General features: G+C 63.6%; 12 protein-coding genes. 7 read left to right on the top strand and 5 right to left on the bottom strand.

The window, feature by feature from the left end:
* Nucleotide 1 precedes the first annotated feature (1 nt).
* The 6 genes from ACZ46Y_RS08985 (at nt 2) to nqrM (ending at nt 5,081) form a co-directional block, all read left to right on the top strand.
* A complete protein-coding gene (locus ACZ46Y_RS08985) occupies nt 2–1,225 on the top strand; it encodes an NADH:ubiquinone reductase (Na(+)-transporting) subunit B (RefSeq protein WP_311953361.1) in 1,224 nt (407 codons plus the stop codon).
* Nucleotides 1,225–2,034, top strand: a complete 810-nt coding sequence (locus tag ACZ46Y_RS08980) for a Na(+)-translocating NADH-quinone reductase subunit C (RefSeq protein ID WP_311953359.1) — start codon at nt 1,225–1,227, stop codon at nt 2,032–2,034. Before ACZ46Y_RS08985 ends, ACZ46Y_RS08980 begins: the two co-directional genes overlap by 1 nt.
* 2 nt (nt 2,035–2,036) lie before the next feature.
* Nucleotides 2,037–2,705, top strand: coding sequence for an NADH:ubiquinone reductase (Na(+)-transporting) subunit D (locus tag ACZ46Y_RS08975; protein ID WP_311953357.1), 669 nt, complete (start codon nt 2,037–2,039; stop codon nt 2,703–2,705).
* 1 nt (nt 2,706) lies between these two features.
* Entirely contained in the window at nt 2,707–3,324 is a 618-nt protein-coding gene (gene nqrE, locus ACZ46Y_RS08970; protein WP_311953354.1) for an NADH:ubiquinone reductase (Na(+)-transporting) subunit E, read from the top strand.
* A gap of 72 nt (nt 3,325–3,396) precedes the next feature.
* Entirely contained in the window at nt 3,397–4,629 is a 1,233-nt protein-coding gene (gene nqrF / locus ACZ46Y_RS08965; protein ID WP_311953351.1) for an NADH:ubiquinone reductase (Na(+)-transporting) subunit F, read from the top strand.
* 194 nt (nt 4,630–4,823) lie between these two features.
* Nucleotides 4,824–5,081, top strand: a complete 258-nt coding sequence (gene nqrM / locus ACZ46Y_RS08960) for a (Na+)-NQR maturation NqrM (RefSeq protein WP_311953348.1) — start codon at nt 4,824–4,826, stop codon at nt 5,079–5,081.
* A 145-nt stretch (nt 5,082–5,226) separates the two neighbouring features.
* Here nqrM and ACZ46Y_RS08955 read toward each other — a convergent pair whose 3' ends face one another.
* From ACZ46Y_RS08955 to leuS, 5 genes are all read right to left on the bottom strand, one after another.
* Entirely contained in the window at nt 5,227–6,309 is a 1,083-nt protein-coding gene (locus ACZ46Y_RS08955; protein ID WP_311953345.1) for a PA2778 family cysteine peptidase, read from the bottom strand.
* Nucleotides 6,287–6,673: a PA2779 family protein gene (locus tag ACZ46Y_RS08950; RefSeq protein ID WP_311953342.1), complete on the bottom strand. Its 387-nt coding sequence runs from the start codon at nt 6,671–6,673 to the stop codon at nt 6,287–6,289. Before ACZ46Y_RS08950 ends, ACZ46Y_RS08955 begins: the two co-directional genes overlap by 23 nt.
* A 201-nt stretch (nt 6,674–6,874) precedes the next feature.
* Complete coding sequence (gene holA / locus ACZ46Y_RS08945) at nt 6,875–7,933, bottom strand: DNA polymerase III subunit delta (RefSeq protein ID WP_311953337.1); 1,059 nt, start codon at nt 7,931–7,933, stop codon at nt 6,875–6,877.
* Nucleotides 7,930–8,424 (bottom strand): LPS-assembly lipoprotein LptE, encoded by a 495-nt coding sequence (locus ACZ46Y_RS08940; protein WP_311953333.1) that lies wholly within the window; start codon nt 8,422–8,424, stop codon nt 7,930–7,932. The genes holA and ACZ46Y_RS08940 overlap by 4 nt, the downstream gene beginning before the upstream one ends.
* Nucleotides 8,421–11,030: a leucine--tRNA ligase gene (gene leuS / locus ACZ46Y_RS08935; RefSeq protein ID WP_311953330.1), complete on the bottom strand. Its 2,610-nt coding sequence runs from the start codon at nt 11,028–11,030 to the stop codon at nt 8,421–8,423. Before leuS ends, ACZ46Y_RS08940 begins: the two co-directional genes overlap by 4 nt.
* A gap of 199 nt (nt 11,031–11,229) precedes the next feature.
* Between leuS and ACZ46Y_RS08930 the strand changes: the two genes are divergently transcribed.
* Nucleotides 11,230–11,745 carry a zinc ribbon-containing protein gene (locus ACZ46Y_RS08930; protein WP_311953327.1) on the top strand — a complete coding sequence of 172 codons (516 nt, stop codon included), beginning with the start codon at nt 11,230–11,232 and terminating at the stop codon, nt 11,743–11,745.
* The last annotated feature ends 29 nt before the right edge of the window (nt 11,746–11,774 follow it).

Genomic DNA, 11,774 nt, shown 5'->3' with positions numbered 1-11,774 from the left:
GATGGGTATCCGACAAACGCTCGACAGTCTCGAGCCGCATTTTGACAAGGGTGGCAGGTACGAAAAGTTCTATCCGCTTTATGAAGCGATAGACACGATGCTCTACTCGCCGCCGAACGTCACCAAGACCACCGCCCACGTGCGCGACGGCATCGACCTCAAGCGCATCATGATCACCGTGTGGCTGTGCACCTTCCCGGCCATGCTCTTTGGCATGTGGAACGCGGGCTGGCAGGCCAACGGCGCCATCCAGGCCGGCTACGAGTCGATGAACGGCTGGCGCGAAGCGCTGATGATGGTGCTGGCCTCGGGGCATAATCCCGACAGCCTGTGGGCCAACTTCGTGCTGGGCGCCACCTACTTCGTGCCCATTTACCTGGCGACCTTTATCGTCGGCGGCTTCTGGGAAGTGCTGTTTGCTATCAAGCGCGGCCACGAAGTCAACGAGGGCTTCTTTGTGACCTCGGTGCTTTACGCGCTGATCCTGCCGGCAACGATCCCGCTGTGGCAGGTGGCGCTGGGCATTACCTTCGGCGTGGTGATCGGCAAGGAGGTGTTTGGCGGTACCGGCAAGAACTTCCTTAACCCGGCGCTGACCGGCCGTGCCTTTCTTTACTTTGCCTACCCCGCGCAGATTTCCGGCGACGCCATCTGGGTCGCCGCCGACGGCTATACCGGGGCGACGCCGCTGTCCATGGCGTTTCAGGACGGCATGAGCCAGGTGACGTCAAGCTTTAGCTGGTGGGACGCCTTCTGGGGCTTTCTCCCCGGCTCGGTGGGCGAGGTCTCTACCTTTGCTATTCTGCTCGGCGCCATTGTGCTGCTGTGGACGAAGATCGCTTCCTGGCGCATCATGTTGGGTGTGCTGCTGGGAATGGTCGCCACCAGCACGCTGTTCAATATGATCGGCTCGGACACCAACGCCATGTTTGCCATGCCCTGGTACTGGCATCTGGTCGTGGGCGGGTTTGCCTTCGGTACGGTGTTCATGGCAACCGACCCGGTATCGGCGTCGATGACCAACCCCGGGCGTCTGCTGTTCGGCGTGCTGATCGGGTTCATGACCGTGCTGATCCGCGTGGTTAACCCGGCCTTCCCCGAAGGCATCATGCTGGCGATTCTGTTTGCCAACCTGTTTGCCCCGCTTATTGACCACTTCTTTGTCCAGGCCAACATCAAGCGCCGCGTCAAGCGCGTTGGCGTGCCGGCCGAGGAGACAGCCTGATGGGTAACAATTCGATCAAAAAGACGCTGATCGTGGCGTTTGCGCTATGTATCGTCTGCTCCGTAATCGTGTCCACGGCGGCGGTAGCGCTGCGCCCGCAGCAGCAGCTCAACCAGGAGCTGGACCGCAAGACCAACATCCTCAACGTGGCCAATCTCTACGAGCCGGGCATGGACGTGGAAGAGGTCTTTGGCGATCGCATGAGCGCCCGGGTCGTGAACATGGAAACCGGTGAATACACCGACGAGTTCGACCCCGACACCTTCGACAGCTTCGAGGCGGCAAGCGACCCGGCTACGGGCCGTACGCTCTCCGGCCCCGAGGACATTGCCGGGCTTTCCCGGGTGGAAGAATACGCCACGGTCTACCTGGTGGGCGATCCCGACGATCCCGACCAGATCGTGCTGCCCATTCGCGGGCAGGGCCTCTGGGGACTGATGCGCGGTTTCCTGTCGGTTGAGGGCGACGGCAACACCATCGTCAGTATCACCTACTACGAACACGGGGAAACTCCGGGTCTGGGTGCCGAAGTCAACAACCCTCGCTGGCAGGCACTCTGGGAAGGCAAGAAAATCTACGATGACGAGGGCAACCTGTCACCGCAGATCCACCTGTCCAAAAGTGCCAGCGGCGAGAACGAGGTGGATGCGCTGTCCGGCGCGACGCTCACCAGTAACGGCGTGACCAATATGCTTCAGTTCTGGCTGAGCCCGGAAGGCTTCGGCACTTACCTGACCCGGTTCCGCAGCGGTGTCAGCCCGGCGCAGGCACAAAATGCCGATGTTGTACCCGAATCTGAAGGAGCCTGATCATGGCAGACGTCACTCCCAAGGGCGTCCTGACGACGCCGATTTTCCAGAATAACCCCATCGCCCTGCAGATACTGGGTATTTGCTCGGCGCTGGCGGTGACCACCAGCATGGGCGTATCGCTGGTCATGACCCTGGCGGTCATTTTCGTGACCTCGCTGTCCAGCTTTTTCGTCTCGCTGATTCGCAACCACATCCCTTCGTCGATCCGCATCATCGTGCAGATGACCATCATCGCCTCGCTGGTGATCGTGGTGGACCAGATCCTCAAGGCCTACGCCTACGAGATGTCCAAGCAGCTGTCGGTGTTCGTCGGCCTGATTATCACCAACTGCATCGTCATGGGCCGCGCCGAAGGCTTCGCCATGTCCAACTCGCCGGGACTTTCGTTCCTCGACGGCGTGGGCAACGGCCTGGGATACGGCTTTGTGCTGATGACGGTAGGCTTTGTCCGCGAGCTTCTCGGTTCGGGCAGCGTCTTTGGCTTTACCGTGCTGCAGACCGTCCAGGACGGCGGCTGGTACGTGGGTAACGGCCTTTTGCTGCTGCCGCCGTCGGCGTTCTTCGTCATCGGCCTGATGATCTGGGCCATGCGCTCCATTGATCCTGAGCAGGTCGAGGAAAACGAATTCCAGATGAAGGAAAACACTCAGCCGAAGGAGGCCGTGTAACATGGAACACTATCTGAGCCTTTTGGCGAAATCGATTTTCGTCGAGAACATGGCGCTGGCCTTCTTCCTCGGCATGTGTACCTTCCTTGCCGTGTCCAAGAAAGTGTCGTCGGCGCTGGGCCTGGGCGTGGCGGTGATTGTGGTGCTGTCGGTGACCGTGCCGGTCAACAACCTGGTCTACACCTATCTGCTACAGGAAGGGGCGCTGACCTGGACGGGGATTTCCGGGGCCGAAAACATCGACCTGTCCTTCCTTGGGCTTTTGAGCTATATCGGCGTGATTGCCGCGCTTGTGCAGATCATGGAAATGTTTTTGGACAAGTACGTGCCCGCGCTCTACAACGCCCTGGGCGTGTTTCTGCCGCTGATCACCGTCAACTGCGCCATCCTTGGCGGCGTGCTGTTCATGGTCGAGCGCAGCTATAATTTCGGCGAGTCCGTGGTTTACGGCTTCGGCGCGGGCATGGGCTGGGCGCTGGCCATCGCCGCGCTTGCCGGGATCCGTGAAAAGCTGAAGTACAGCGACGTGCCGGCGGGCCTCCAGGGGCTGGGGATTACCTTCCTCACGGTAGGTCTGATGTCGCTGGGTTTCATGTCCTTTTCGGGCATTCAGCTCTGACGCAGCGTTTTTCCGGCGGCGCGCTCTGGCCGCCGCCGGAATCGGAACAACCTTCAGCAATAGGAAACCGACATGGTTGATACATCCATCATCTTGCTCGGTGTTGTCATGTTCACGGTCATCGTCCTCAGTCTGACGGCGATCATCCTGGCAGCCCGCAGCAGACTCGTGAGCAGCGGGGACGTGACCATCGAAGTCAACGGCGACCCCGAGAGCACGCTGACCACCCAGGCCGGCGGCAAGCTCCTCAATACCCTGGCGGCCAACGGCATTTTCCTGTCGTCCGCCTGCGGCGGCGGCGGCTCCTGCGCCCAGTGCAAGTGCCGCGTGGAAGAAGGCGGCGGCTCGATTTTGCCCACGGAAGAATCCCACTTCACCATGCGCGAGAAAAAGCAGGGCTGGCGGCTGTCCTGCCAGGTGCCGGTGAAGCAGGATATGAAGATCGAGGTGCCCGAAGAAGTCTTCGGCGTGAAGAAGTGGGAGTGCGAGGTGCTCGACAACCACAACGTGGCCACCTTCATCAAGGAGCTCAACCTCAAGCTTCCCGAAGGCGAAAACGTGGACTTCCGCGCCGGCGGCTACGTGCAGCTGGTGGCGCCGCCTTATGACATCAAGTTCTCCGACTTCGATATCGACGAGGACTACCAGGGCGACTGGAAGAAGTTCAGCCTCTTCGACGTCTCCCACAAGAACAACGAGGAAATCATCCGCGCCTATTCCATGGCCAACTACCCGGAAGAGAAGGGCATCCTCAAGTTCAACGTCCGCATCGCTACGCCGCCCCCGGGCACGAGCCATCCGCCCGGTTTGATGTCGACCTACGTGTTCAACATGAAGCCCGGCGATACGGTGACGGTCATGGGCCCCTTCGGCGAGTTCTTCGCCAAGGATACCGACGCGGAGATGGTCTTTGTCGGCGGCGGCGCGGGCATGGCGCCCATGCGCAGCCATATCTTCGACCAGCTCAAGCGCCTGGATACCAAGCGCAAGATCAGCTTCTGGTACGGCGCGCGCTCCTGGCGCGAGACCTTCTACAACGAAGAGTACGATCAGCTGGAAGAAGAGCACGACAACTTTGAATGGCACCTGGCGCTTTCTGATCCTCAGGACGAAGACAACTGGGACGGCCCCACGGGCTTCATCCACAACGTGCTTTACGAAAATTACCTGAAGGACCACCCGGCGCCCGAGGACTGCGAGTACTACATGTGCGGCCCGCCGATGATGAACGCCTCGGTGATCAAGCTGCTGCTGGATCTCGGCGTCGAGCCGGAAAACATCATGCTGGACGATTTCGGCGGTTAGGGCCGGCGCGACGGTATGAGGGTAACGCTTGCGGGGCTGGCCGGTGTGGCTGGCCCCGTTGTGTTTCGCGGGCGCCGGTTTTCCCTTTGTGTTTGCCGCCGATCATTACGATAATGGGGGTAAAGGGCGACGTTCTATTCAACGAGGCAAGCGGCCGGCGCAAACCTGCGCTTACGCCGCACGGGAGGTAACGTATGACGATTTGGCTACTTGCACTGGGCTTCATGCTGCTGGTCATGACGGCCATGGCCGTTGGCGTGCTGATGGGACGCAAGCCCATCGCCGGCTCCTGCGGCGGCTTGAACCAGCTGGGGCTGAAAGAGGGCTGCGACATCTGTGGCGGCAAGGATGACGTCTGCGAAGAAGAAAACCGCAAGCGTCAGGGCATCAGCGCCCGCCGCCAGAGCGATGTCAGCCGCGGGGCGGATCTGGGCTACGATATCGCCCGCTGAGCGGCATCTGTCACAATGACGCGATGAAAAAGCCTGCACCGCTAATCCGGTGCAGGCTTTTCTTATGGGCGCCTCTATTTCTGACACTGTGTGTGTAGAACATGTTGTGTAGAACATGGCCTCGACTCAAGACCGGCCGTAAGCGTTAGAGCGTGTCCAGCGCGCGGTGGGCCTGAGGCTGCCACTGGCCCGGTAGTGCGGCGGCTTTTTCCAGCGCGCGGCGCGCTTTTGCCGTTTGTTCCTGCTCGGCGTGCAAAAGCCCCAGATTCAGCCAGGCAACGCCCAGGGTGTCATCGGCGGCGACGGCGCGGCTGAACGCCTGCACGGCTTTTTCCGGCTTTTCCTGCTCGTAGAGGGCGTTGCCCAGAGCGAAGTGGGCCATGGCGTTATCCGGCTGGGCCTGAGTCAGCGCCTGCCAGCTGGAAAGCGCGGCCCGGGTGCCGTGCAGCGCCTCAAAGGCGCTGACGCCGTCCACTGCGCGCCGGGACGTGACGCCTTCGGGGATGCGCCCCGGCTTGGCCAGCACAAAGCCCCAGCGCTGGCTGCGTGCCCAGGTCGCGTCGAAGCGGCTAAACGAAGTGATCTGTCGCCGGGTTTCGCCGCTTCGCAGGATCAGCGACTCCTCAGCCAGGTCGTAGCCGATGACCACGGCGTAGTGCCACATGGGAAAGGCGGGCAGCGACAGGTTTTGCATGACCACGACCGGATCGCCCGCGGCGACGTGGCCAAGCAGCGCATCGAACGTCGGGCGTATGGGAAAGGCGAGACGCCGGTGGCGCCGCGCCGCGGCCAGCATTTCCGGCTGCACGCTGCCGTCCCGCCCGGGGATGAACACCTGGGAGACCAGGCTGTCGGCGGTGATGTCGGTATCCCGTTCGCTGCCCCGGGCAAGCCTGGCCTTTGCCGCGGGCGAGACGGTCCAGGCCCTGTCGGTTCCGGCTTGGCCCGCCGGCGAGCGCTTTGCTGAGGAGGGGGTGGCCGGGGAATAGTTGAGCACCGTGGCCAGCGCCGCCGGGCCGCACTGGTACTTTTCCTGGGGAAAGAAGGGCACGTTGACGAGCTCGACGTGCTCGGGCAGCCGATAGGTGCTGTCTTTCAGCGCGGGGCTCGTCGCGCAGCCGCTCAGAAAAAGGGCGAGCAGGGTGGCGCAAAGCAAAACGCCCGCGGGGCGGGCGTTTTGCAGGGGGCGCCGGGGCGCCTGGCGCTTAGCGAGTAAACGGGAAGACATTGGTCAGGCCGAGAATGTCAGTGACCAGCAGAATAATGAAGACGGCAAACAGGGCGCCGACCACGCCGGCACCGGCGGGCATGGCGTCGAGGCGGTCGGCCATCTCGCGGGCTTCGGCATCGCTCAGCGCGGCCACGCGGTCCTTGACCTGGTCAACGCTGACGCCCTGGGCCAGCAGCTGGTCCTGTACGTCGGCGCGGGCGAGAACGTCGTTGATGCGCTCGCGATCGCTGGCGGCGGTGTCGGCCTGTAGCGCCGACTGCGTCGAGACTAGACCGGCGGTCTGGGCGGCGGCCACGGGCAGGCTGCCAAGCGCCAGCACGGCAATCAGCAGCATGGCGACGTAACGGCGGAGGTAAGGCATGGTCATGTTCCCTTGTTGAGTAGCGTTGGTTATTGGGGTTGGCACAGGCGAACTATCGCCAAATCGGCTGAGGCCGGCTTGGCGATAAAACGAGCGCTGGATGCATCGCACACAGTATAGAAAGAAATCCCCGCGTATTTAAGGCCGGCGTGTGCATTAAAGCGCAAGGTTTGTATCTTGGGGTAACCTCGCGCGCGGCGGTTACTGTACCCGGTAGGTCCAGGCGGTTTCCGCCAGCAGCCCGCGGCCGCCGGCAAGCGTCATTGCCAGGTCGTGAAGGCCCTGCCACAGCGGTACCGGGGAGGCGCCCTTGACGGCCAGATCCAGCCGCTGGGCCATGAGCAACAGCTTGTGCAGCCGGCGCATGGGCAAGCGCCGGACGGCGTTTTGGTACGCCGGCCGGCGGCGCTCGAAGATCATCGGCTTTTGCGCCTTGCAGGCGTGCTCAAAGCTTTGCCCCTGCTCCAGATGCTGATGCAGGGAAAGCAGCGTGCGCATTTCCCGGCCCAGCGCCCAGAGCACGATGGGCGCTTCGACCCCTTCGTTTTTGAGCCCGTAGACGATTCGCGAAGCGCGAGCCGTTTCGCCTTTCAGACAGGCATCGACCAGGTTGAAAACGTCAAAGCGCGTGCTGTCCTCAACTCCCTGGGCGATGCTTTCCGTGCTCACTCGGGCGTTGGCCGGCAGCACCAGGGCAAGCTTTTGCAGCTCCTGGTCCGCCGCCAGCAGGTTGCCCTCGGTGCGCTCGCCGAGAAGGCGCGCGGCATCGAGCTCGAGCTGGAGACCGTGAAGCCGCGCCCGGTCGCGCAGCCAGAACCCCAGCCGCGAGACGTCCACCGGCCACACCGGGACGAACAGGCCGTGTTTGTCCAGCGCCTTGAACCAGGCGCTTTTTTGCTGCCGGGCGTCGAGCTTGCCCGCGCTGAGCAGCAGGACGTCGTCGCTGTGGCCAAGCCCCTTGGCGTACTCGGCGAGCGCCCTGGCGCCGTCCTGGCCAAGCTTATGCCGCCCCAGGCGCACCTCGATCAGCTTGCGCGTGGCAAACAGCGACAGGTTGCCGGCTACCTCGTGCAGCCGGCCCCAGGCAAAGTTGGGCTCCACGTCGAGGACTTCGCGCTCTTCCACGCCGTCCTTGCGCGCCGCTGCCCGCACCGCGTCGCAGGCATCGCGATGCTGCAACGGCTCGTCACCGGCGACGATCACCGCCTGGGGCAGCCGTTTGGCCAGCGCCCCGGGCAGCTGATCGGCAAATACCTTCACTTGAACGCCTCGACGCTTGCCAGGCGCTCGGTAATGCGTTCGGCCAGCTGCTCGGCTAGCTGCTGGCGGGCCTCGTCGATCAGCACGTCGCGGTTGAGCAGGTCGTCATCGTTGACGCGCTGACTGAGCTCGGAACTGAACGATTCGCGGTTCCATACGTAGGCCTGGTCGTCGCGCTGCTGCAGCGATACCCGGGCCTCAAGGGTAAACCGGTGTTCGCGGCTGCCGCGGTCCGTGCCGCCCAGCCGCCGGCTGTGCATGTCGACTCCGCTGAGCGTCAGCCGCCAGGGCGCTGAGTCGCTGACGCCGCTGCCGCGGGCCTGCAACAGCTGGGTCAGCGCCTGGCCGAGCTCGCTTTGGGTGTCGCCCTCAAGGGCCAGGGTGGGAAGCGTCGGCAGGCTTGCGCGGCCGCGCAGGTGAAAGCCGCAGCCCTCCAGCAGCAGGGCGGCGGATGCGCCCGCGGCGGCGCTCAGAAACGTCCGGCGCTTCATTGGCCCACCACGATGTTGACCAGCTTGCCGGGCACCACGATGACCTTGCGCACGGTCTTGCCGTCAAGGTGGCGCTTGACGTTGTCGTCTTCCATGGCCAGGGCCTCCACGGTCTCCTTGTCGGCATCCGCCGGGGCGTTGAGGCGGGCGCGCAGCTTGCCGTTGACCTGGACCACCAGCTCGATGCTATCCCGGGCCAGGGCGCCTTCGTCAAGCGCCGGCCAGCTCGCGTCGATCACCGGTTGGTCGTGGCCCAGCTGCTGCCAGAGCGCGTGGCACAGGTGGGGCGTGATGGGCGCGAGCAGCAGCGCGCAGGTTTCCACCGCCTCCCGGACCACGGCAAGGTTGTCCGGGTCGGCGCTGTCGGTATCGTGGGTAAAGCGCCCCAGGGCGTTGGACAGCTCCATGACCGCGGCAATGGCGGTGTTGAAGGTGGTGCGCCGGCCGATGTCGTCGCTGGCTTTCTTGATCGTCTCGTGGGTCTTGCGGCGAAGCTCTTGTTGCGCCTCGGTCAGGGTAACGTCGGCCAGCGCTGCCGGCGTGCCCGCCTGCAGGTGCTCGTGCACCTGGCGCCAGAGGCGCTTTAAAAAGCGGTGAGCGCCTTCGACGCCGGCATCCGACCACTCGAGCGACTGATCGGGCGGGGCGGCGAACATCATGAACAGGCGTACGGTGTCGGCGCCGAACTTGTCGATCATCGACTGCGGGTCAACGCCGTTATTTTTCGACTTGGACATTTTTTCGATGCCGCCGGCCGTCACCGGCTGGCCGTCTTCGGGCAGCATCGCGCTGACCGCGCGGCCCTTGTCGTCGCGTTTGACCTCGACGTCGGCCGGGTTGAACCACTGCTTGCCGCCGTTTTCGGCGGGGCGGTAGTAGGTTTCGGCGATGACCATGCCCTGGGTCAAAAGCTGCTGGAAGGGCTCGTCGGAGTCCACCATGCCGAAGTCGCGCATGAGCTTGTGGAAGAAGCGCGCGTAGAGCAGGTGGAGGATAGCGTGCTCGATGCCGCCGATGTAGAGATCCACCGGCAGCCAGTAGTTGGCGCGTTCGTCGAGCATGGCATCATGGTTGTCGGCGCAGCAGAAGCGCGCGTAGTACCAGGACGACTCCATGAAGGTGTCGAAGGTGTCGGTTTCGCGGACCCAGCCGTCGCCCAGCTCGGAGAACTCGGGCATCTTCTTCAGCGGCGAGCCCGAGGCGTCGACGGTCACTTCCATGGGCAGCTTGACCGGCAGCTCGTCGTCGGTGAGCGGCACGGTCTGGCCGTCGGGGCCGTACTTCACCGGGATCGGCGCGCCCCAGTAGCGCTGGCGGGCGATGCCCCAGTCGCGCAGGCGGTACTGGGTCTTGACCTCGCCGCGGCCCTGCTCGGCAAGCGCCTGGGCAATAGCCTTGAAGGCGGCGTCGAAGTCCAGGCCGTCAAACTCGCCGGAGTTGATCAGGGTGCCGTGCTCGACGTAGGCGCCCTGGGTCAGGTCCGGCGTGTTGCCGTCGGCATCGGCGATGACCGGGGAGATCGGCAGACCGTAGGCGGTGGCGAACTCCCAGTCGCGCTGGTCGTGGGCGGGCACGGCCATGACTGCGCCGGTGCCGAACTCCATGAGCACGAAGTTGGCCGCGTAGACGGGCACTTTCTTGCCCGTGAGCGGGTGAATGGCGGTGTGGCCGGTGGCCAGGCCTTTTTTATCCCGGGTGGCCATGTCCGCTTCCGAAGTGCCGCCTCTGGCGCATTCTTCGCGGAAGGCGGCAAGCTCGGAGCCATGCTCAGAACTATGCTCGGCAGCACTTTTGGCCAGCGGGTGGTCGGCGGCCACGGCGACGTAGGTCACGCCCAGCAGGGTGTCGGGGCGGGTGGTGTAGACCGAAAGCGGCTCGCACTCGCCGCCGGCCGAATCGTTGACGGCGAAGGAAAGCTCGACCCCGCGCGACTTGCTGATCCAGTTGCGCTGCATGGTCTTGACCTGCTCGGGCCATTCGACCTCTTCAAGGTCGGCCAACAGCTCGTCGGCATAGTCGGTGATCTTCAAGAACCACAGGGGGATTTCCCGGCGCTCCACCGGCGCGCCGGAGCGCCAGCCGCAGCCGTCGATGACCTGCTCGTTGGCCAGCACCGTCTGGTCCACCGGGTCCCAGTTGACCGTGGACATCTTCTTGTAAACCAGGCCCTTTTCCACCAGCTTGGTGAAAAACCACTGCTCCCAGCGGTAGTAGTCGCTGTCGCAGGTGGCAAACTCGCGGTCCCAGTCGTAGGCAAAGCCCAGCGCCTTGAGCTGGCGGCGCATGTAGTCGATATTATCGTAGGTCCACTGGGCCGGCGGCACCTGGTTCTGGATGGCGGCGTTTTCCGCGGGCATGCCGAAGGCGTCCCAGCCCATGGGCTGGAGAACGTTTTTGCCCTGCATGCGTTGAAAGCGCGACACCACATCGCCGATGGTGTAGTTGCGCACGTGCCCCATGTGCAGCTTGCCGCTGGGGTAGGGAAACATCGACAGGCAGTAGAATTTTTCGCGGCTGGCGTCCTCGACGGCCTTGAAACACTGATGCTTGTGCCAGTACTGCTGGGCGTCGCGTTCAATTTCGCTGGGGCGGTAATGTGCGTCCATCGGGTTATGTTATGCCTTGGGCTGCTCGCCCGGCGGGGCCGGGCCGAGAGTGAATGATAAAAGTCGAATGCTGGAACCTTGACTCGATTGTATCCTATGAAGGGGTAACCTTGAACGGCAAGCACAACAAAGCGCCCGCGCCCGCCCCAAGGCGTGGCGAATACGCCCGGCAAGCCGGATTGAAACAAAGGAGAACGTTATGGATAAGCACAACGAAAGCCGTCTGCGCGAAGGCTACGAGCGCCTGTTGGAGCGGGTGAAAGGCGGCTCCGGCGAGCTTGACCGGGCGAGCCTGGAAAAGGAGCTGGACGACGCCGTCGAGTTTGAAAGCGAGCTTGCCGAATACACCAAGGACGAGCTTGCGCTGCTGCGCGTCTGGGTCGAGCGCGACCTGCGCGACATGCGCAGCTATCTGGGCAACTCCGGCCGCCAGGTAGCCGAGTGGCTGGGCATTGACCTTGACCACCTGTCGCGCCGAGTGAGCGAGTCGCTTTTGTCCATTGCCGATCGCAGCGTGGTTGAACGCGAGCGCTTCAACGAGGACCTGGAAGCCGCCCGGGCCGACTACTGCGAAGGCGAAATGGCCGCTCCCGGCAAAATGGCCTGCACCCACTGCGACGCCGAGGTGATCATGGATCGCGTCCAGCTGCTGGAGCCCTGCCATCAGTGCGGCAGCCGCTACTTCATGCGCCTGACCGCTACCCGCAAGGGCTGAGCGGCGTCCGCCGCGCTGAAGGGGAGCGG

Source organism: Halomonas garicola, from assembly GCF_055382465.1.
Note: the sequence above shows the minus strand (reverse complement) of the source record. Positions and strands in the feature narration are given on the sequence as shown.